Genomic DNA, 20,657 nt, shown 5'->3' with positions numbered 1-20,657 from the left:
GCAGCGCACTCACGGCGCCGCCTCCGTGGCTGGAGGGCACGGGGCCGCGCCATGGGCGCGGGACTGTCTGTAGGGGAAGGGGGCAATTCGCACCGGGCGATTGTCTACAAAATCGCCCGGCGGTCCTATCCGGGGGCCGCAAGGGCCCCGCCGGCTCAGTGGCCGGCGCCGACCTGGGCGTCGGGCTTCACGGCGCGCAGCGCGGCCATGAACTCGTGCTCGATGCGCTCCAGCGCCTCGCGGGTGTGGCCCTCGAAGCGCAGCACCAGCACCGGGGTGGTGTTGGAGGCGCGCACCAGGCCGAAGCCGTCGTCGTACTCGGCGCGCAGGCCGTCGATGGTGATGACCTCCTTGGCGCTCTTGAACACCTCGCCGCCTTGCAGCTTGGCGCGCAGCTGCTCGATCACCTGGTGATGCTCGCCTTCGGCGCACGGCACGTTGAGCTCGGGCGTGTTGAAGCTGGTGGGCAGGTCATTGAGCACGGCGCTCGGGTCGGCGCTGCGCGAGAGGATCTCCAGCAGGCGCGCCGCGGTGTAGGTCGCGTCGTCGAAGCCGTACCAGCGCTCCTTGAAGAAGATGTGGCCGCTCATCTCACCGGCGATGGGCGAACCGGTTTCCTTCAGCTTGGCCTTGACCAGCGAATGCCCGGTCTTCCACATCAACGGCTCGCCGCCAGCGGCGCGGATCACCGGCGCCAGGCGCTGGGTGCACTTGACGTCGTAGATCACCGCGGCGCCCGGGTTGCGCGAGAGGATGTCCTGCGCGAACAGCATCAGCTGGCGGTCCGGGTAGATGATGCTGCCGTCCTTGGTGACGACACCCAGGCGGTCGCCGTCGCCGTCGAAGGCCAGGCCCAGCTCGGCGTCGGTCTCCTTCACCGTGCGGATCAGGTCGGCCAGGTTTTCCGGCTTGGACGGATCGGGGTGGTGGTTCGGGAAATCACCGTTCACTTCCGAATACAACTCCGTCACCTCGCAGCCGAGGGCGCGCAGGATGCCGGGCGCCGATGCGCCGGGGATGCCGTTGCCGGAGTCGACCACGATCTTCATCGGCCGGGCCAGCTTGGCGTCGCCGCTGATGCGGTCGCTGTACTCCTTCAGCAGGTCGACCTGGCTGAGGGCGCCTGCGCCCTGCACATAGTCTTCGGCCTCGATGCGGCGGCGCAGGGCCTGGATCTCGTCACCGTAGATCGCACGGCCGGCCAGCACCATCTTGAAGCCGTTGTAGTCCTTCGGGTTGTGGCTGCCGGTCACCTGGATGCCCGACGAGCAGCGGGTGGCCGCAGCGTAGTAGGTCATCGGCGTCGTCACCGGGCCGAGGTCGATGACGTCGACACCGGTGCTGCGCAAGCCGCGGATGAGAGCCGCCGAGAGCGACGGCCCCGAGAGCCGCCCGTCGCGGCCGACCGCCACCGCCTTCTCGCCCTGGGCACGTGCCTCGCTGCCGAAGGCGCGGCCGAGGTGCTCGGCGACGGATTCGTCCAAGGTCTTGCCGACGATGCCGCGCACGTCGTAGGCCTTGAAGATGGATGCTTCAACTTTCATTTGGTACTCCCTCGTACAGCAGTGAATCGTCGGATTGTAGGGACGGTGCCCCACGTGCTTGTGACGGCGAAGTAACGGCTTCGCCGGCGCCGGCGATCACATCGCAAGCGGCGGGCCACATGTCCGGAAACGACCAGTCGTTGCCGCCGCGGCCGGGATAATGGCCGCATGATGTTCGACACCGATGCCGCCTACCTCGCCCTCAAGGCACGCGACGCGCGCTTCGACGGACGGCTCTTCGTAGGCGTCACCTCGACCCGCGTCTACTGCCGTCCGGTCTGCCGGGTGCGTACGCCGCGACAGGACAACTGCCGCTTCTACGCCACGGCAGCCCAGGCCGAAGCCGCCGGCTTCCGGCCCTGCCTGAAGTGCCGTCCCGAGATCGCACCGGCCGACCGCGGCCTCGCCTGGTCGGTGATGGACGCATCCCGCACCCTGGCGCACCAGGCCGCGCACTGGCTCGAACAGCGCGCCGCCCAGGGCGACGAGACCACCATCGAGGCCCTTGCTGCCGCGCTGGGCATCACCGATCGGCACCTGCGGCGGATCTTTCTTGCCGAGCATGGGGTGACGCCACTGCAATTTCTGCAGACGCGCCGCCTCCTGCTCGCGAAACAACTGCTGACCGATACGGCCCTGCCGGTGACCCAGGTCGCGCTGGCGGCCGGCTTCGGCAGCGTGCGGCGCTTCAATGCCGCCTTTGTCGAGCGCTATCGCATGAACCCGAGTGCGCTGCGCCGCCAGGCGCCATCGGGCGGCTCGGGCTCGGGCTCGGGCTCGGGGGACAGCATCTGCCTGCAGCTCGCCTATCGCGAGCCTTACGAAGGCGAGGGCCTGCGCCGCTTCCTCGGCCAGCGCGCCATCCCGGGCGTGGAGGTGGTGCAGGTGGACGGCCCGCGGCCCTGCATCCGGCGCAGCCTGCGCATCGAACACGAAGGAGGCGAGCAAGCGGGCTGGCTGCAAGTCAGTTTCGTGGCCGGCCGGCCGCTGGTGCGGGTCGAGCTGGCTCCCGAGCTGGCCTTGCACAGCGCGCGGGTGATCGGCGGCGTGCGGCGCTGGCTCGACCTCGATGCGATGCCGGAACTCATCGACGCGGCGCTGGCCCCCCTCCCCGGCCCCGGGACACGGCTGCCCGGCGCCATCGATGTCTTCGAGCTGGTGGTGCGGGCCGTGCTTGGCCAGCAGGTGACGGTGGCTGCCGCACGGACCTTCGCCACCCGGCTCGTGACGGCCTTCGGCGAACCGGTGCAGACACCCTGGCCGGAGGTGAACCGGCTGTTCCCGTCGCCACGGGCCGTCGCCCGGCTTCGGCCCGAGCAGCTCGGCGAGCTTGGCATCGTGCGACAACGCGCGGCCGCCATCCTGGCGCTGGCCGAGCATTGGCCCACCTTGTCGGCGCTGATCGCCGGGCGCACGGCTCCAGGCGTGCTGCTGTCCGCGCTCGAAGCGCTGCCGGGCATCGGCCCGTGGACCGCCCACTACATCGCGATGCGCGCACTGGCCTGGCCGGACGCCTTTCCGCCGCGCGACGTCGCCGTGCTCAAGGCGCTGGAGCGGCACTGTGGTGCCCATGGCCAACGCGAAGCCGAGCGCCATGCCCAGGCCTGGAGCCCGTGGCGCTCCTATGCCGTGCTGCGGCTGTGGGCGTCCCTCGCCTGCGCCCCCCGCCCCGTCGAGGAAAGCCTGGTGTCATGAAGAACCTTCATACTCGCCTCAGTGCGCAATGCCGGCTGAGCTCGCCGCTCGGTGGGCTCGTGATGGCCCGCACACCGGCCGGCCTCGCCGGCCTCTGGTTCGACGGGCAGAAGCACCATCCGGGCGAGCTGCACGCGCCGATCGATGAACAGGACAGCCTGATGCGACAGGCCGCCGAGGAGCTGGCTGCCTTCTGGCGCGGGGAGCCGGTGGCCTTCGGCGTCCCGCTGGACCTGCAGGGCACCCCGTTCCAGCGCGCGGTGTGGCAGGCCTTGCTGGAGGTCCCCCTGGGGAAGACCTGCAGCTATCGCGACCTCGCAGCCCGCCTGGGCAGCACCAGCGCCACGCGGGCGGTGGGCGCGGCGGTCGGCCGCAACCCGGTGTCCGTCATCGTGCCCTGCCACCGGGTGCTCGGCAGCAACGGCGGCCTCACCGGCTATGCCGGCGGGCTGGAGCGAAAGGCGGCACTATTGCAGCTGGAGGGCGTGCTGGCCCTGTAGAAGAGAAGAACGACAAGCAACGCTCGCGTGGGCGCGGCGCACGGCCACAGGCCTGTGCCGATCCACGCGACGGCAAGGACCCAATGAAAACTTCAGATCTGTTCGACCTCCTGCTGCTCGCGGCCATCTGGGGGGCTTCCTTCCTGTTCCTGAGGGTGAGTGCCGGCGAATTCGGGCCGGCAGCGCTGGCCTTCGTGCGCGTCATCGGCGGTGCGCTGTTCCTGCTGCCCATCGTCGCGATGAAGGGCCATGCCGGGGCGCTCCGCCGCAAGGCGGGGCACCTCATGGTGGCCGGCGTGCTGACCAGTGGCATCCCCTTTCTCTGCTACAGCTTTGCAGCGCTGTCGATCACAGCCGGCCTGTCGTCCATCTTCAACGCCACCACGCCGCTGTTCGGCGCGGTGGTCGCCTGGTGGTGGCTGAAGGACAAGCCGACCCGCTGGCGCGCCGCCGGCCTGGCCATCGGTTTCCTCGGCGTGTTGTGGCTCGCCTGGGACAAGGCCAGCTTCAAACCAGGGGCCGATGCGACCGGCTGGGCGGTGGTAGCCTGCCTGGTGGCCACCTTCTGCTATGGCCTCTCGGCCAGCTACACGCGGCGCTACCTGCAGGGCGTGCCGCCGCTGGCAGTGGCTGCCGGCACCCAGCTGGGTGCCAGCGCCTTCCTGGCGCTGCCGGCCCTGCTCACCTGGCCCGACACGTTGCCCTCCGCCCGCAGCTGGGGCGCGGCAGTGGCGCTGGCGCTGCTGTGCACCGGCATCGCCTACATCCTCTACTTCCGCCTGCTGGCCCGGGTGGGCCCGGCCAACACCATCGCAGTGACCTTCTTGATCCCCGCCTTCGCAGTGGCCTGGGGTTGGCTCTTTCTCGGTGAAGGCGTGACGCTGGCGATGCTGATCGGCAGTGCGGTGATCCTGCTGGGCACGGCCCTCGCGACCGGCCTGCTGCCGCGCAAGAGCGCTTGACTGACAATCGGCTCCAGTGTCTTGAACCCTTGATTCTGGAGTCATCGTCATGAGCGACCCATCCCGCCACGAGCTGCCCTTCGAGCCTGCCACGCCCATCGCCGCCGCTTTCGAGCAAGGCCTCGCCGTGCGTCGCCAGGTGCTCGGCGACACCCATGTGCAACGGGCGCTGGCGCAGGCGGGCGATTTTCAGGCGGAACTGCAGGAGTTGGTGACGGCCTTCGCCTGGGGCACGGTGTGGACCCGCGAGGGGCTGCCGCTGAAGACCCGCAGCATGCTGACGGTGGCCATGCTGGTGGCACTGGGCAAGCAGAAGGAACTCGAAGGCCACCTGCGCGGCGCGCTGAACAACGGCGTCAGCGTGGCAGAACTCAAGGAGATCCTGCTGCACAGCGCGGTCTACTGCGGATTCCCGGCAGCGATCGAAGGCTTCCGCACTGCTGCGGCAGTGATCGCCCAGTACGAGCCACCTCCTCCCGCAGGCGCCTGAAGCCCACGAAGGGCGGCGAGAGCAGCTGTCGCCGCAAAGAATGGCGGCCTGCAGCCGCAGGCCAGCAAGCCAATGGACGGCCGGGGCGTCGCCGCCCCGCCATTCTCTCGTTCACACTGGGGGCGCGCCGGTCCTCCCGCCACCGCCCCACAGCGACAGACGGCGCCCCGTAGCCGGCATCGATCACGCCCGCTGCCACCACGCGCCTTTGGCGCGGATGACGGCCACCACACGGCACCGGTATGCCGCCCAATGGAGCGGCAATAAAAAAGCCGCCCCGTGGGCGGCTTTTCAAAAGCTTGGCGGAGTGGACGGGACTCGAACCCGCGACCCCCGGCGTGACAGGCCGGTATTCTAACCAACTGAACTACCACTCCGCGTGGCGGCAAGTTCCGATATAAGCCAACTGGCTCACATCGCAAGCCTTGCCAAACTTGGCGTCCCCTAGGGGATTCGAACCCCTGTTACAACCGTGAAAGGGTCGTGTCCTAGGCCTCTAGACGAAGGGGACAGATTCTTCTTCTCTATCTCTACACTTCTGAATTAAAAAGCCGCCCAGGCAAGGCGGCTTTTTATCAAAGCTTTGGCGGAGTGGACGGGACTCGAACCCGCGACCCCCGGCGTGACAGGCCGGTATTCTAACCAACTGAACTACCACTCCGCGTGGCGGCAAGTTCCGATGTAAACCAACTAGCTCACATCGCAAGCCTTGCCAAACTTGGCGTCCCCTAGGGGATTCGAACCCCTGTTACAACCGTGAAAGGGTCGTGTCCTAGGCCTCTAGACGAAGGGGACAAATTCTTCATCACCTCTTGAACTGCGCGCCACCTTTAAATGGTGGAGGTAAGCGGGATCGAACCGCTGACCTCTTGCATGCCATGCAAGCGCTCTCCCAGCTGAGCTATACCCCCGTCACTCGTTTCGATCTTCAGCATTTGCTGTTGATCTACTTTGTGTGTCGCGCTGTTCAAGCGAGAATGAAAGTATATAACGGTTCTCAAACGATGTGCAAGCGGTCGAGCACAATTTTTTGATTGAACAGTTCCAGCACCGCATCGATGGACGGTGTCTGAGCCCGGCCGCACACCAGCACGCGCACCGGGATGGCCAATTGCGGCATCTTCAGTCCATGCGCCGCAATGCTCTCCTTGATGGCCTGCTGGATGGCGCCCTTCTCCCAGGCCACGCCCGCCAGCTTGCCGGCCAGCGTTTGCAGGGCCGGCTTCACGGCGTCGGTCACATGCGTGGCCAGGTCCTCGGCGCTCGGCGTCACGTCCTGCAGGTACATGGCCAGCCAGTCGGCCAGCTCCACCGTGGTGGCGCAGCGGTCCTTGAAGAGCGCGCAGCGGCGTGCCATGCGCTCGTCGGCGGGATCCACCTCGATGCCGCGCTTGGCCAGTTGCTCGGCCACCAGGCCCGCCAGGACGGTGTCGTCACAGGCCTTCAGGTGCTGGGCATTGACCCAGCGCAGCTTGGTCTCGTCGAACTGGCCGGGCGACTTGCCGAGGTGGTCGAGGTCGAACCACGCGACCAGTTGCTCGCGGGTGAAGATCTCGTCGTCGCCGTGGCTCCAACCGAGACGCGCGAGGTAGTTCACCACCGCCTCCGGGAGGAAGCCTTCGTCGCGGTAGTCAGTCACCTTTTTCGCGCCGTGGCGCTTGCTCATCTTCTCGCCCTGCTCGTTCAGCACGGTGGGCAGGTGGGCGTACACCGGCGGCTCCTTGCCGAGCGCGCGGAAGATGTTGATCTGCCGCGGCGTGTTGTTGACATGGTCGTCGCCGCGGATGACATGGGTGATCGCCATGTCGAGGTCGTCCACCACCACGCAGAAGTTATAGGTGGGCGTGCCATCGGGGCGGGCGATCACCAGGTCGTCGAGTTCGTCGTTGCTGATCTCGATGCGGCCCTTGACCTTGTCGTCCCACACCACCGAGCCGCCCACCGGGTTGCGAAAGCGCAGCACCGGTTGCACGCCCTCGGGCACCGGCGGCAGGGTCTTGCCCGGCTCGGGCCGCCAGGTGCCGTCGTAGCGCGGCTTTTCCTTGGCGGCGATCTGCCGCTCACGCAGCGCGTTCAGTTCCTCGGCGCTCATGTAGCACTTGTAGGCCAGGCCCTGCTCCAGCATCTGGCCAAGCACTTCCTTGTAGCGCTCCATGCGCTGCATCTGGAAGTACGGGCCCTCGTCATGGTCCAGGCCCAGCCACTGCATGCCTTCGAGGATGACGTCCACCGCGGCCTGCGAGGAGCGCTCGACATCGGTGTCCTCGATGCGCAGGATGAACACGCCGTTGTTGGCGCGGGCGAAGGCCCAGGGATAGAGGGCCGAGCGGATGTTGCCGAGGTGGATGAAGCCGGTCGGTGACGGGGCGAAGCGGGTGCGGATCTGGGTCATGCTGGCAGGGTGTCGAGGCCGCGCGCGAGGTCGGCGATCAGGTCTTGCACATCCTCCAGCCCGACCGCGACGCGGATCAGGCCTTGCGTGATGCCGGCGGCCTGGCGCTGCGGCTCGGTCAGGCGGCCGTGCGAGGTGCTGGAGGGATGAGTGATGGTGGTCTTGGTGTCGCCCAGGTTGGCGGTGATCGAGCAGATCTGCGTCTGGTCGATCACATGGAAGGCTTTCTGGCGAACGTGCTCCGGCCCGCCCTGCGCCTCGCCGCGCACGATGAAGGACAGCACCGCGCCGCCGCAGCCCTTCTGCTGGCGCATCGCCAGTTCGTGCTGCGGATGCGAGGCCAGGCCCGGGTAGTAGACCCGCTCCACCTGCGGGTGCTGCTCCAGCCAGGTGGCCAGCTGCAAGGCACGGGCGCTCTGCGCCTCCATGCGGATGGCCAGCGTCTCCAGGCCCTTGAGCACCACCCAGGCGTTGAAGGGAGACAGCGACATGCCGGCGCTGCGCATCACCGGCACGAACTTGCCTTCCACCAGCGCCTCGCTCGCGCAAAGGGCGCCGGCGATCACGCGGCCCTGGCCGTCCAGGTACTTGGTGCCGGAATGGATGATGAGGTCGGCGCCCAGCTTGGACGGCTGCTGCAGGGCCGGCGAGCAGAAGCAGTTGTCCACCGCCAGCCAGGCGCCGGCGGCGTGGGCGATGCCGGCCAGCGCGGCAATGTCGCACACCTCGGTCAGGGGGTTGGTGGGCGTCTCGGCGAACAGCAGCTTGGTGTTCGGCCGCAGCGCGCGCTGCCATTCAGCCACGTCGGTCTGCGAGACGAAGGTGGTCTCGATGCCGAAGCGGGCGAACTCACCGCCCAGCAGCTTGATGGTGGAGCCGAACACGCTCTGCGAGCAGACGATGTGATCGCCCGCCTTCAGCAGGCCCATCACCATGAGCAGGATGGCAGCCATGCCGCTGGAGGCGGCGATGCAGGCCTCGGTGCCCTCGAGGGCCGCCAGGCGTCGCTCCATCATCATCACCGTGGGATTGGTGAAGCGGGTGTAGACGAAGGCCTCTTCCTCGTTGGCGAAGCGCGCCGCGGCCGTGGCCGCATCGGGGTGCACGAAGCTGCTGGTGAGGAACAGGGCCTCCGAGTTCTCGCCCCAGGGCGTCGCCGGCAGGCCCTCGCGAACGGCCAGGGTGTCGGGCCGCACGTCGGCCGGGAAGCTGACTCTGGGGATCTTCTTCTCGCTCATGGCCGCCCCCCGGTTACTGTTCGTCGGCGCTCTGCAGCGCCAGGCGCGACCGCTGCGAATCCTCATCGTCGCCCTGGGCGGCGCGCTGGGTGGCCATCGCATCGAAGTCGGCCGCCGAAACGTCGCCGGTGATGTAGACGCCGTCGAAGCAGGAGGCCTCGAAGCCGTCGATGTGCTTGTTCAGCGCGCCCACCGCCCGCTTCATTGCCGCCACGTCCTGGTAGATCAGCGCATCGGCGCCGATGAACTCGCGGATGTCCTCGATGCTGCGGTCATGCGCGATCAGTTCGCTCTTGGTCGGCATGTCGATGCCGTAGACATTCGGGAAGCGCACCGGCGGCGCGGCCGACGCCATGTACACCTTGCGGGCGCCCGCCTCGCGGGCCATCTGCACGATTTCCTTGGAGGTGGTGCCGCGCACGATGGAGTCGTCCACCAGCAGCACGTTGCGGCCCTTGAACTCCTGCGCGATGGCGTTGAGCTTCTGGCGCACCGACTTCTTGCGCACCGCCTGCCCCGGCATGATGAAGGTGCGGCCGACATAGCGGTTCTTCACGAAACCTTCGCGGTACGGCTTGCCGATCTTCTGCGCCAGCTGCATGGCGGCCGGCCGGCTCGATTCGGGAATCGGGATGACCACGTCGATCTCGCTGGGCGGCATGGTCGAGATCACCCGCTGGGCCAGCGTCTCGCCCATGTTCAGGCGCGCCTGGTAGACCGACATGCCGTCGATCACCGAGTCGGGCCGCGCCAGGTAGACGAACTCGAACACACAGGGCTGCAGCGTCGGGTGGTCGGCGCATTGCTCGGCATGCACGCGGCCTTCGAGGTCGATGAACAGCGCTTCGCCGGGCGCCACGTCGCGCACGAACTTGTGCAGGGTGCCTTCCAGCGCCACCGACTCGCTGGCCAGCATGACCTGCTTGCTGCCGTCGGGCAGCTCGGCCTCGCCATAGCACAGCGGGCGGATGCCGAAGGGATCGCGAAACGCCAGCAGGCCGTAGCCGGCGATCAGGCAGACCACCGCATAGGAGCCCTTGATGCGGCGGTGCACGCTGCGCACCGCCTTGAAGATCTGTTCGGGCGTCAGCGGCAGGTCGCGCGCGGCCATCTCCAGCTCATGGGCCACCACGTTGAGCAGCACCTCGGAGTCGCTCTCGGTGTTGATGTGGCGGCGGTCGATCGCGAACAGCTCCTTTTTCAGGGCATGCGCGTTCGTCAGGTTGCCGTTGTGCACCAGCACCAGCCCGAAGGGCGCGTTCACATAGAACGGCTGGGCCTCTTCCTCGTTGTAGGCGTTGCCCGCCGTGGGGTAGCGCACCTGGCCCAGGCCCATGTTGCCGGGCAGCGCGCGCATGTTGCGCGTGCGGAACACGTCGCGCACGAAGCCGCGCGCCTTCTGCATGAACACCTTGGTGTCCATTGCGGTGACGATGCCGGCCGCATCCTGGCCACGGTGCTGCAACAGCAACAGCGCGTCATAGATCAGCTGGTTGACCGGCGTCTTGGAAATCACGCCAACGATGCCACACATACCTACACCCCAGAAGTTGTTGCTGCCGGCCTCAGGCCGGCAGCTGCTGCGCCAAGACGGCGGGCATCAGCGGCTTGAGGCCGTTGAGCACCCTGTGCAGCATCGCTGCGCCGTGAGATTCCTGCCACGCGGCGCTGCGCGCCAGCGGCGTCCACGCCACCAAGGTGGCGATGACCAATGCAATCAACAAGCCCCGCACCAGCCCGAAGCCGGCGCCAAGCGCGCGGTCTGCTGCGCTCAGCACGCTGGCATGCACCAGCCGCTTGAGCAGCCAGGCTACGAGACCCCAGACGAACAGGGTCGCGATGAAGACGATGGCAAAGGTACTCACATGGTTAAGCACCGAGCCGGCACTGCCGATCGGGATGCTGGCCGCCAGCTGCGGCGTCAGCCACTGCGCCACGATGTAGGCCACCACCCAGCCGACGATGGACAGCACCTCGAACACCAGGCCGCGCACGATGCCCACCACCAGGGACACCAGCAGCAGCGCCAACAGCGCCAGGTCGACCCAGCCCAGGCCCATGGTCACAGTGCCAGCAAGGCGGCCTGCAAGCCGGCCGACTTCAGCTTGCCCGCAGCCTGCTCCGCCTCGCTGCGCGAGGCGAAGGGGCCGACGCGCACGCGGATGCGCTGCCCCTCACCCGTCTGCACCACCTGGGTGTAGGTCTTCAGGCCCAGGCGCTCGACCTTCTGGCGCGCTTCGCGGGCACTGGCGGTCTCGCCATAGGCGCCCACCTGGAGGATGAAACGGCCGCTCTCGGCTGCAGCGGCCGGCTTGGGAGCGTCGCTGCGCGGGGTGTCACGACCTTCCAGCAAGGCCTGCGCGCGGGCCGCGTCGGTGGCCGCCGGCTTGGGCGGCTCCGGGCGCGGTGCCGGCTTGGGCTCTGGCTTCACTTCGGCCCTGGGCTCCGGCTTGGGCTTGGGTTCTGGCTTCGGTTCAGGTTTTGGCTCGGGCCGCACCGGCGCGGGCGCCGGTGCCGGTGCCGGCGGCTTCGCGGCGGGCGCCGGCGTGGCCGCAGCGACTCGCTCCTCGGCCACCGGCCGCGACGGCGGCGGCGCCACTTCCCGGCCGGCGTCGGCAGCGGTCTCGTCGATGACCTCGGCGGGCTTGGGCGCCGTGGCGGCCGGGCGCTGCGCCGGCACGACCAACGGCGGCGCGTTGTCCTTGCGCGGGATCTCGATCGGGATGTCGACCCGGATGGTGCGCGGCTCAGTCTCGAACACCAGCGGGAAGCCGATGACCCCGATGCCGACCAGCACCGCCGCGCCGATCAGGCGATGGCGTGCACGGGTGCGCGCCTGGTCGATCGACTCCTGGTTCGAGGTGGCGCCCGGAGCGACGGCGGGCGCCGCGGCGGAACGCTTGAAGAAGGAGAGCAGACCCATGCGTCTATGAGGTAGTGGCTGCGGCCGCGTCGTTGGCGGCGCGGCCGGGGGAGCTTGGTTCGGTCAGGGCTGGCGGCTCAGCCGAGGTGTTTAGCGGCGAGGCGGGGGGTGCCGTTCTGCAACACGCCGCCCACGGTGTAGAAGGAGCCAAACACGACGATTCTATCAGCGGGGTCCGCCCCCTCCAGGGCCGCCTGCAGCGCCGACATCGGGTCGGCATGGCAGTGGGCCGTGGCATTTTTCGCAGCGCCGGCGCCTGTCTTCGGCAGGGCCTGCCACTGCTGGTGCAACTGGGCCGCCGAACTGGCGCGCGGCGTGGGCAAGTCGGTGAAGTGCCAGGCATCGACCAGGGGCAGCAGCCGCTGCAGGATACCGGTGCTGTCCTTGTCGGCCATGGCACCGAAAACAGCCAGGGTGCGCGGGTAGTAGCCCATCTGGTCGAGGTTCTGCGCCAGGGTCGCGACGGCATGCGGGTTGTGCGCGACGTCGAGCACCAGCGTCGGCTGCCCCGGGACGATCTGGAAGCGGCCCGGCAGCTCCACCAGGGCCAGGCCGGTGCGCACCGCCTGGGCCGTCACCGGCAGGCGGTCGCGCAGCGCCTCCAGCGCGGCCAGCACGCCGGAAGCGTTGAGCAGCTGGTTGGCGCCGCGCAACGCCGGGTAGGCCAGCCCCGTGTAGCGCTTGCTGCGGCCGGCCCAGGACCATTGCTGCCACTGGCCACCACCGCCTTGCTGGCCGGCATAGTTGAAGTCGTGGCCGAAGCGCCACAGGTCGGCGCCGACGGCGGCCGCGTGGTCGAGCAGGCTTTGCGGCGGCACCGGGTCGCTCACCACCGCCGGGCGGCCGGCGCGCATGATGCCGGCCTTCTCGCGGGCGATGGACTCGCGGTCCGGGCCGAGGAAGTCCATGTGGTCCAGATCGATGCTGGTGATGACGGCACAGTCGGTGTCGACCACATTGACCGCGTCGAGGCGGCCACCCAGGCCGACCTCCAGCACCACCGCATCCAGCCCCGAGCGGGACAGCAGGTGCAGGAGGGCCAGGGTGGTGAATTCGAAATAGGTGAGCGCGGCGCCGTCGCGGGCCTGCTCCACCGCCTCGAAGTGCGGCAGCAGCCGTTCAGCCTGCACCACCTCGGCATCGATGCGGCAGCGTTCCTCGAAATGCACCAGGTGCGGCGAGGTGTAGACCCCCGTGCGGTAGCCCGACTGCCGCAGGATGGCCTCCAGCATCGCGCAGGTGGAGCCCTTGCCATTGGTGCCGGCCACGGTGAACACCGGACAGTCGAAGCTCAGGCCCATGCGGTGCGCGACGGCCCGTACCCGCTCCAGCGTCAGGTCGATGGTGGCGGGATGCAGGCGCTCGCAATGGGCCAGCCAGTCGGCCAGCGTGTTCGGCGAGGCAGTGGGGCGGGTGTCGGACATGACGCGATTGTTGCAGGGCGGGCGACACCCTGGAGCCGTGAATGACAAGGGCCGGCATCTGCCGGCCCAGGAGCGGGGCGTCGCCGCGCGGCGTGCCCCTCGGGTGCCAGGCGCCTGCCTGGCGTCAGGCGACGGCGTCGGCCGGCTGGCGCTGCAGCATGGCCAACGCACGGGCGACGGTGCTGCGGAGTTCGCGACGGTCGATGATCATGTCGAGCGCGCCCTTCTGCAGCAGGAACTCCGAGCGCTGGAAGCCTTCCGGCAGTTTCTCGCGCACCGTGTTCTCGATCACGCGCGGGCCGGCGAAGCCGATCAGCGCCTTGGGCTCGGCCATCACGATGTCGCCGACGAAGGCGAAGCTGGCCGACACGCCGCCCATGGTCGGATCGGTCAGCACGCTGATGTAGGGCAGCTTCGCCTTGGCCAGGCGGGTCAGCGCGGCATTGGTCTTGGCCATCTGCATCAGGCTCAGCAGGCCTTCCTGCATGCGGGCGCCGCCGGTCGCGGTGAAGCAGATGAAAGGCGTCTTCTGCTCGCAGGCGGTCTCGACACCGCGCACGAAGCGCTCGCCCACCACCGAACCCATGGAGCCGCCCATGAAGTCGAATTCGAAGCAGGCCGCGACCACCGGGATGCTGTGCACCGCCCCACCGACCACCACCAGCGCATCGGTCTCACCGGTGTTCTCGAGGGCGTCCTTGAGGCGGTCCGGGTACTTCTTGCTGTCCTTGAACTTCAGCGCGTCGACCGGGATGACTTCTTGGCCGATCTCGAAGCGGCCCTCGGGATCGAGGAACTTGTCGAGCCGGGCCCGCGCACTGATGCGGTGATGGTGGGCGCACTTGGGGCAGACATAGACGTTCTGCTCCAGGTCCGTCTTGTAGAGCACCGTTTCGCACGACGGGCACTTGATCCACAGCCCCTCCGGCACCGAACGGCGCTCGGCCGGGTCGGTCTGCTGGATCTTGGGCGGCAGCAGTTTTTCAAGCCAACTCATGCGTTCACTCCTTCCTTGAGGGTGTCGAGGGCGGCCCGCATTTCTGCCATGAACCGCCCTGCCGTCGCCGCCACGTTCTCGGGCGGTTGTTCTTCAAGCAATTGCACCAGGCGCGAGCCGATCACGACGGCGTCGCTGACCTCGCCGACCGCGCGGGCGCTCTGAGCGTCGCGGATGCCAAAGCCGACGCCCACCGGCACGCCGACATGCGCCTTGATGCGCGGCACCATCTCGGCCACCGCGCTGACGTCGAGGTGGCCGGCACCCGTCACGCCCTTCAGCGAGACATAGTAGACGTAGCCGCTGGCGATGCGCCCGACGTCCTTCATGCGCTGCTCGGTCGAGGTGGGCGCCAGCAGGAAGATGGGGTCCAGCCCGCGGGCCTTCAGCCGGGCCGCGAAGTCCTCGCACTCCTCGGGCGGGTAGTCCACCACCAGCACCCCATCGACGCCCGCGGCCTGGGCCGCGGCGGCGAAGGCATCGGCCCCGTGGCGCTGGTCGTAGCGCTCCACCGGGTTGGCGTAGCCCATCAGCACCAGCGGCGTGGTCTGGTTGCGCGCCCGGAAGGCGCGCACGTAGTCCAGCACCTGCGCCATGCCGATGCCCTTGGCCAGCGCCCGCTCGGAGGCGCGCTGGATCACCGGGCCGTCGGCCATCGGATCGGAAAACGGCACGCCCAGCTCGATCACGTCGGCACCCGACTCGGCCAGCGCCAGCATCAGCTCGACGGTGGTCTCGGGATACGGATCGCCCGCGGTGACGTAGGGAATCAGCGCCTTGCGGCCCTCGCCGGCCAGGCGGCGGAACGTCTCGGCGATGCGGCTCATGCCCGGCCTCCTTCGGCGCCGAGCGCCCGCGCCGGTTGCTCGGCGGCCATCGGGTTGATGCCGGACAGGCCGGCCACCGTGCCGATGTCCTTGTCGCCGCGACCGGACAGGCACACCAAAATGGACTGGTCGGGCCGCATGGTCTTGGCCAGCTTCATCGCATAGGCCACCGCATGGCTCGATTCCAGCGCCGGGATGATGCCTTCGGTACGACACAGGTAGTGGAAGGCCTGCAGCGCTTCCTCGTCGGTGATGCCGACGTACTCGGCCCGGCCGATGTCCTTCAGGTAGGCATGCTCGGGGCCGACGCCGGGATAGTCGAGGCCGGCCGAGACCGAATGCGTCTCGATGACCTGGCCGTTGTCGTCCTGCAGCAGGTAGGTGCGGTTGCCGTGCAGCACGCCGGGCGAGCCGGCGCTCAGCGAAGCCGCGTGCCGGCCGCTGTCCAGCCCCTCGCCCGCCGCCTCGACTCCGATGAGCCGGGTGCCGGCATGCGCGATGTAAGGATAGAAGATGCCCATCGCATTGCTGCCGCCGCCCACGCAGGCTACCACCGCATCGGGCTGGCGGCCGGTCATCTCGGGCATCTGCTCCAGGCATTCGTCGCCGATCACGCTCTGGAAGTCACGCACCATGGCTGGATAGGGGTGCGGCCCCGCCACGGTGCCGATGATGTAGAAGGTGTCCTCGACATTGGTCACCCAGTCGCGCAGCGCTTCGTTGAGCGCGTCCTTCAGCGTCTTGGAGCCGCTTTCCACCGGCACCACCTTGGCGCCCAGAAGGTGCATGCGGTAGACATTGGGAGACTGGCGCTTGACGTCCTCGCTGCCCATGTAGACGACGCATTCCATGCCGTAGCGGGCACAGATGGTGGCGGTGGCCACCCCATGCTGGCCGGCGCCGGTCTCGGCGATCACGCGCGGCTTGCCCATGCGCCGGGCCAGCAGCGCCTGGCCGATGGTGTTGTTCACCTTGTGCGCGCCGGTGTGGTTGAGGTCCTCGCGCTTCAGGTAGATCTGCGCGCCGCCCATCTCGCGGCTGGTGCGCGCGGCATGGTAGACCGGGCTGGGCCGGCCGACATAGTGCTTCAGCTCGCGGCGGAATTCGGCGATGAAGTCCGGATCGACCCGGTACTTGTCATAGGCCGCCTTCAGTTCATCGAGCGCGTGGACCAGGGTCTCGGCGACGAAGGAGCCGCCATAGGGGCCAAAGTGCCCGCGGGCATCGGGTTGCTGGTAATCGTTCATGGCTTCGGGTGAGGGTTGGGTGCTTCAGGTCCCGGCGGCCGCGATGCGGGCATCCGCCTCGCGTACCGCCTCGCAGAACCGGCGGATCGCGTCGGCATCCTTGATGCCCTTGGCGCGCTCCACGCCGGAGCTGACGTCAACGGCCCAGGGCCGTACCTGAATCACCCCACCGGTCACGTTTGCAGGCGTTAACCCACCAGACAAAACGACCGGACGAGGCACGCTTGGTGGTATGAGTGACCAATCGAATGCCTTTCCGCCACCCCCGTAGCCTTCGACGTGCGCATCCAGCAGCAGCGCCTGGGCGGAGGTGTATTGAGCGGCAAAGTGTAGCAAATCGAAGCCCGTGGCCATCCGTGCCGCCCGCAAGTAGGGACGGCCGGCCGCCTCGCAGGCTTCGGGCGTCTCGTCGCCGTGGAACTGCAGCACCAGCTGCGGCACGGCCGCGCAGGCCTCGGCCACCTCGGCTGGGGCGGCATTGACGAAGAGCCCCACCGGCGTCACGAAGGGCGGCAACCGCCGCGCCAGCGCGACGGCACGCTCCAGCGTGACATGGCGCGGGCTGCGCCGGTAGAAGACCAGGCCCACCGCGTCGGCGCCGGCATCGACGGCGGCATCGATGTCGGCTTCCTGGGTCAGACCACAAATCTTGATGCGGGTGCGTTGGTGCATGGTGGGCCGCGCCTCAGGGCAGCCAGTCGGCCGAAGGCGCGGTGTCGGGCAGGCCAAAGATCTCATCGTACCGCGGGCCCAGGAAGTACAGCCCGTCGGGCGAGAAGGTCGGCGCGGCCAGCTTGCGGTCGCGCGACGCCAGCACGCCCCCCAGCCAGGCCACCGACTGGCTGCCGGCGCCCACCGCGACCAGGCAGCCCATCAGGTTGCGCACCATGTGGTGCAGGAAGGCGCTGGCCTCGAATTCGAAGCGCCAGTAGGCACCGCGGCGCTCGATGCTGATTTCGCGCAGCGTCTTCACAGGCGACTTCGCCTGGCATTCGGAGGACCGGAAGGCACTGAAGTCGTGCTCGCCGATCAGCAGCGCCGCCGCTTCGCGCATGCGGTTGGCATCCAGCGGCCGGAACACCCAGCCGGCGAAGCCGGTCTCCAGCGCTGGCCGCACCGCGGCCTCGCGCAGCACATAGCGGTAGCGTCGCCCGATCGCGCTGTTGCGGGCGTGGAAGTGGCGCGGCACCGGCTGGCACCACTGCACCGCGATGTCGGGCGGCAGGAAGGTGTTGGTGCCTCGCACCCAGGAAAAGGGCGTGCGCTGGACCGGCGCATCGAAGTGCACCACCTGGTTGATGCCGTGCACACCGGCATCGGTGCGCCCGGCACACAGCGTGCGAACGCCCTGGCCGGCGAAGCGGCTCAGGGCGGATTCGAGGTGGTCCTGGACGGTGTGGCCACCAGGCTGGCTTTGCCAGCCCTGGTAGCCGGTGCCGCGGTAGGTGACGCCGAGGGCGATCCTGGCCAGGCCGGAATCGCTGTCCTCGGTGGTGTCTGCGGCGGTGGAGGCGGTCGGCTCGTTCAGGCCAGCTCTTCCAGCATGGTCTGGGCCTTGGCCTTCAGCGCGCCGCTGGAGCGGGTGACGACTTCCTGCAGCAGCTCGCGGGCGCCTTCACGGTCGCCGATCTGGCGGAACTCTTCCGCCAGTTCGAGCTTGCGTGCCAACGGGTCGCCGGCGTCGCCGACGTCGTCCAGCTGGAAGTCCGGCAGCTCATCGAAGGTGGCCGGCTGCGAGGGCGCGGCCTGGATGCGGGTGGTCTCGTTCGGGTCAACCGAGTTGAGGTCGAGCGAGAGATCGTCCAGGCTGAAGTCCATCGCATTGTTGGACGAGGCGGGCTCCGGCTGGCGCACAGGCTCCGCCGCTGGCGGCAGGTCCGGCAGGTCGAAGGACATGTCCAGGTCGCGCACGCCGGCCGACGCGGGGGCCGGAACCTCCAGGTCGGGCATGTCGAACTCGGGCAGTTCGGCCTGCGGTGCGGGGCTGAAAGGCTTGGTGTCGTCCAGGCTCATCGGCGCAGCCGCCGGCGGCTGCGACATCGGCAGGTCGAGGTCGAGGTCGACCGGGCCTTCGGAGTCCTGCGCATCGTGGCGCGGCGCCGCTGCAGGCGGCATCACCGAATGCGGCATCGTCGTCGCACCCAGCGGCTCCACCGGGGCCGCTGCCACACGGGCATCGGCCGGTGCGCCGCCCGGCTGGTACAGCACGTTGTCCGGATCCACCTGGCGGCCCAGTTCCTGGGCCCGGGCCCAGTCCTCGCCCTGGCCGCCGGTCAGGCTGTACAGCTGGGTGGCCAGCAGTTCGAAGCCCTTGGTGTCGCGGCGCTTGGCATAGACCTCCAGCAGCTTGGTGCGGATGGCCAGGCGCTCCGGCGTGGCACGCATCGCTTCCTTGAGGATCTCCTCGGCCTGCAGGTCGCGGCCGTAGGCCAGGTACACGTCGGCCTCGGCGACCGGATCGACGTCGCCGATGGCGTCGAGCTGACTCAGCGAGTAGCTCAGCGACGACGGTGCACCGGAGGCGTCCTTGGTGTCAATGCGCTGGCCGCCACTGGCACCGAAGAAGGAATCCGGCTGCAGGCGGCTTTCGAGGAAGGAGGTCTCGCCGCTGTCCTTCTTCGCCTTGGAGCGCACGGTGTACAGCGCAAAGCCGCCCAGCAGCAGCGCCAGCAGGCCACCGCCGACCAGGGCGAGGTTGTCCTGCAGCATGGCCATCAGGCCGGGCTCTTCCACCGGCTGGACAGCCGGCGCGGGCGGCGGTGCCGGCACCGGAGCCGGCTCGGAGGCGGCTTCGCTGGCGACCGGAGGCGCCGCCTCTGCAGCGGATGCGGTGTCCTCGGCCGAGGCGGTCAGCGCCGGCTCGGAAGCAGCGACCGGCGGCTCCACCGGCGCGGAAGCGGGCGCAGGCGCCGTCACGGGCGGCGGGGGGGCGACCGAGGCAGCCGGTGCCGGCGGCGGCGCGACCGGAGGTGCTGCCGGCACCTGCACGCCAGGCACCGGGGTCTCGGCAGCGGCCGGCGCCGGTGAGCCGGATGCGCCCGCCTTGCCCTTGCCGGAAGCAGCCTCGCCGCCCTTGATGCTCTTCAGGTCCTGAAGGTTCTTGGACAGCTCCGCAACACGGGTGTCGCCTTCCTGTTTGGCGCGCTCCTTGGCGATGCGGTCTTCGGTCGAAGGCGCCCCCTTGGCGCCCAGCGCACCCTTGCTCAGGGTCAGGCGGTCCGGCGTCTGGCTGGTGGCTTCCTTGCGGTCCTCGACCGCCGCGTCCACCTTGCCCGAGGCCTGGCGGCCGGGCTCGTCGGTGCCGGCCGACGGCACCGCACCGGCCAGGCGTTGGCGATAGGCAGCGAAGTCGGCGCTCTGCGCCTGGATGATCTGGCGCGCCTCGGACGTCGAGACCGACTGGGCCTGCTCGGTGGACGGCACCGACAGCACCGCACCCGATTTCAGGCGGTTGGCGTTGTTGCCAATGAAGGCGTTCGGGTTGCTGCGATACAGCGCGACCAGCATCTGGTCGAGCGAGACGCCGGAGCGCTGCACGCGGCCAGCGATGGAGTAGAGCGTGTCGCCACGCCGCACCGTGTATTCGTCTTCCCCGGCTTCGCTGCCCGCGGTGCGGGCCGGCTCGCTGCTGCGGGCCGGCGCCGACTCGGCGCGGCGCTCGCTGGCGCGCGGCGCCCGCGAGGCGGCGGCGGACGGCTCTGAAGCCGCCGCGGCGGCCGCAGCACGCGAGCGGCTGCTGGAAGCGCCGCTGCCACCATCGCTGCTGGACAGCGCTGGTGCCGTGGTGGAGCCGGACGCCTGCCGGGTCACCGGCGGATCGAGCAGCAGCGTGTACTCACGCACCAGGCGGCCGGAGCTCCAGGAGAGCTCGAGGATCATGTCGACAAACGGCTCCTGCACCACCCGTTCACTGGTGATGCGCAGGAACGGCCGCCCGTCGGGGCGCCGCTGCAGGCTCACCTGGGTGCCGGGCAGGACGGCGTTGTAGTCCACCCCTGCCGCACGGTAGGCGTCGGGCGCCGCTACGCGCGCGCGGAACTGGCCCTCTTCCTCCGGCGTCATGCTGGTGATGTCGATCTCGGCCCGCAGGCTCTCGCCCAGCGCCGACTGGACGTTCAGGCGGCCGAGGCCGAGCGCCGCGGCCTGGCCGGCCGCGAGGAACATGGCGGCAGCCGCCACCCCTGACAGAGCGAAACGCCCTACGGATCGTGTGTTTCGTTTCAAGGCGTCTCCCAAAGGATCAAGCGGCCGAACGCGCGAAGCTTTCATTATGAGCAGATTGGCATGCAAGAATGCCAGTCAAAAATGCAGAAATTACAATAACATCAAGCAGATACGCTGACAAGCTCATGCAATTGCTGACATTCGTTTGCCGGCAAGGGCGTTGTAACGCAAAGTAGCATGTCTCTTGGCCACAA

Annotated in this window: 17 protein-coding genes and 5 tRNA genes; 4 read left to right on the top strand and 18 right to left on the bottom strand. The window is 68.8% G+C overall.

The window, feature by feature from the left end:
- Positions 1-155: 155 nt before the first annotated feature.
- A complete protein-coding gene (locus N7L95_RS22710; protein WP_301257516.1) occupies positions 156-1,544 on the bottom strand; it encodes a phosphomannomutase/phosphoglucomutase in 1,389 nt (462 codons plus the stop codon).
- Between the two features lie 168 nt (positions 1,545-1,712).
- Here N7L95_RS22710 and N7L95_RS22705 point away from each other — a divergent pair, with 168 nt between their 5' ends.
- The 4 genes from N7L95_RS22705 (at position 1,713) to pcaC (ending at position 5,191) form a co-directional block, all read left to right on the top strand.
- Positions 1,713-3,239: an Ada metal-binding domain-containing protein gene (locus N7L95_RS22705; RefSeq protein ID WP_301257515.1), complete on the top strand. Its 1,527-nt coding sequence runs from the start codon at positions 1,713-1,715 to the stop codon at positions 3,237-3,239.
- A complete protein-coding gene (locus tag N7L95_RS22700) occupies positions 3,236-3,739 on the top strand; it encodes a methylated-DNA--[protein]-cysteine S-methyltransferase (RefSeq protein WP_301257514.1) in 504 nt (167 codons plus the stop codon). Before N7L95_RS22705 ends, N7L95_RS22700 begins: the two co-directional genes overlap by 4 nt.
- A gap of 83 nt (positions 3,740-3,822) precedes the next feature.
- Positions 3,823-4,701, top strand: a complete 879-nt coding sequence (locus N7L95_RS22695; protein ID WP_301257513.1) for a DMT family transporter — start codon at positions 3,823-3,825, stop codon at positions 4,699-4,701.
- 49 nt (positions 4,702-4,750) lie between these two features.
- Complete coding sequence (gene pcaC, locus N7L95_RS22690) at positions 4,751-5,191, top strand: 4-carboxymuconolactone decarboxylase (protein ID WP_301257512.1); 441 nt, start codon at positions 4,751-4,753, stop codon at positions 5,189-5,191.
- 300 nt (positions 5,192-5,491) lie between these two features.
- Here the strand turns inward: pcaC and N7L95_RS22685 are convergent.
- The 17 genes from N7L95_RS22685 to N7L95_RS22605 form a co-directional block, all read right to left on the bottom strand.
- Positions 5,492-5,568: transfer RNA gene (locus tag N7L95_RS22685), tRNA-Asp, on the bottom strand.
- Between the two features lie 58 nt (positions 5,569-5,626).
- Positions 5,627-5,702 (bottom strand) — tRNA-Glu (locus N7L95_RS22680).
- Between the two features lie 73 nt (positions 5,703-5,775).
- Positions 5,776-5,852: transfer RNA gene (locus N7L95_RS22675), tRNA-Asp, on the bottom strand.
- A gap of 58 nt (positions 5,853-5,910) precedes the next feature.
- A tRNA-Glu gene (locus N7L95_RS22670) sits at positions 5,911-5,986 on the bottom strand.
- A gap of 40 nt (positions 5,987-6,026) precedes the next feature.
- Positions 6,027-6,102: transfer RNA gene (locus N7L95_RS22665), tRNA-Ala, on the bottom strand.
- A gap of 86 nt (positions 6,103-6,188) precedes the next feature.
- Positions 6,189-7,583: a glutamate--tRNA ligase gene (gltX, locus tag N7L95_RS22660; protein ID WP_301257511.1), complete on the bottom strand. Its 1,395-nt coding sequence runs from the start codon at positions 7,581-7,583 to the stop codon at positions 6,189-6,191.
- Positions 7,580-8,821 (bottom strand): O-succinylhomoserine sulfhydrylase, encoded by a 1,242-nt coding sequence (locus tag N7L95_RS22655; RefSeq protein WP_301257510.1) that lies wholly within the window; start codon positions 8,819-8,821, stop codon positions 7,580-7,582. The genes gltX and N7L95_RS22655 overlap by 4 nt, the downstream gene beginning before the upstream one ends.
- Positions 8,822-8,834: 13 nt before the next feature.
- The gene (gene purF / locus N7L95_RS22650; protein WP_301257509.1) at positions 8,835-10,355 is read right to left on the bottom strand and encodes an amidophosphoribosyltransferase; all 1,521 of its coding nucleotides are present in this window, start codon (positions 10,353-10,355) and stop codon (positions 8,835-8,837) included.
- 31 nt (positions 10,356-10,386) lie between these two features.
- A complete protein-coding gene (locus N7L95_RS22645) occupies positions 10,387-10,881 on the bottom strand; it encodes a CvpA family protein (protein WP_301257508.1) in 495 nt (164 codons plus the stop codon).
- A gap of 2 nt (positions 10,882-10,883) precedes the next feature.
- On the bottom strand, positions 10,884-11,744 hold the full coding sequence (locus tag N7L95_RS22640; RefSeq protein WP_301257507.1) for an SPOR domain-containing protein: 861 nt from the start codon (positions 11,742-11,744) through the stop codon (positions 10,884-10,886).
- Positions 11,745-11,821: 77 nt separating this feature from the next.
- Positions 11,822-13,168 carry a bifunctional tetrahydrofolate synthase/dihydrofolate synthase gene (gene folC, locus N7L95_RS22635; protein WP_301257506.1) on the bottom strand — a complete coding sequence of 449 codons (1,347 nt, stop codon included), beginning with the start codon at positions 13,166-13,168 and terminating at the stop codon, positions 11,822-11,824.
- 124 nt (positions 13,169-13,292) lie between these two features.
- Complete coding sequence (accD, locus tag N7L95_RS22630) at positions 13,293-14,165, bottom strand: acetyl-CoA carboxylase, carboxyltransferase subunit beta (RefSeq protein ID WP_301257505.1); 873 nt, start codon at positions 14,163-14,165, stop codon at positions 13,293-13,295.
- The gene (gene trpA / locus N7L95_RS22625) at positions 14,162-14,992 is read right to left on the bottom strand and encodes a tryptophan synthase subunit alpha (RefSeq protein WP_301257504.1); all 831 of its coding nucleotides are present in this window, start codon (positions 14,990-14,992) and stop codon (positions 14,162-14,164) included. Before trpA ends, accD begins: the two co-directional genes overlap by 4 nt.
- A complete protein-coding gene (gene trpB / locus N7L95_RS22620) occupies positions 14,989-16,239 on the bottom strand; it encodes a tryptophan synthase subunit beta (protein WP_301257503.1) in 1,251 nt (416 codons plus the stop codon). The genes trpA and trpB overlap by 4 nt, the downstream gene beginning before the upstream one ends.
- A 24-nt stretch (positions 16,240-16,263) precedes the next feature.
- On the bottom strand, positions 16,264-16,911 hold the full coding sequence (locus N7L95_RS22615; RefSeq protein ID WP_301257502.1) for a phosphoribosylanthranilate isomerase: 648 nt from the start codon (positions 16,909-16,911) through the stop codon (positions 16,264-16,266).
- Between the two features lie 13 nt (positions 16,912-16,924).
- Positions 16,925-17,710, bottom strand: a complete 786-nt coding sequence (gene truA, locus N7L95_RS22610) for a tRNA pseudouridine(38-40) synthase TruA (RefSeq protein WP_301260214.1) — start codon at positions 17,708-17,710, stop codon at positions 16,925-16,927.
- Between the two features lie 53 nt (positions 17,711-17,763).
- Positions 17,764-20,403, bottom strand: coding sequence for a FimV/HubP family polar landmark protein (locus N7L95_RS22605; RefSeq protein ID WP_301257501.1), 2,640 nt, complete (start codon positions 20,401-20,403; stop codon positions 17,764-17,766).
- Positions 20,404-20,657: the final 254 nt, after the last annotated feature.

Origin of the sequence: Eleftheria terrae, from assembly GCF_030419005.1 — a bacterium.
Classification (GTDB): Bacteria; Pseudomonadota; Gammaproteobacteria; order Burkholderiales; family Burkholderiaceae_C; genus Caldimonas; species Caldimonas terrae.
Note: the sequence above shows the minus strand (reverse complement) of the source record. Positions and strands in the feature narration are given on the sequence as shown.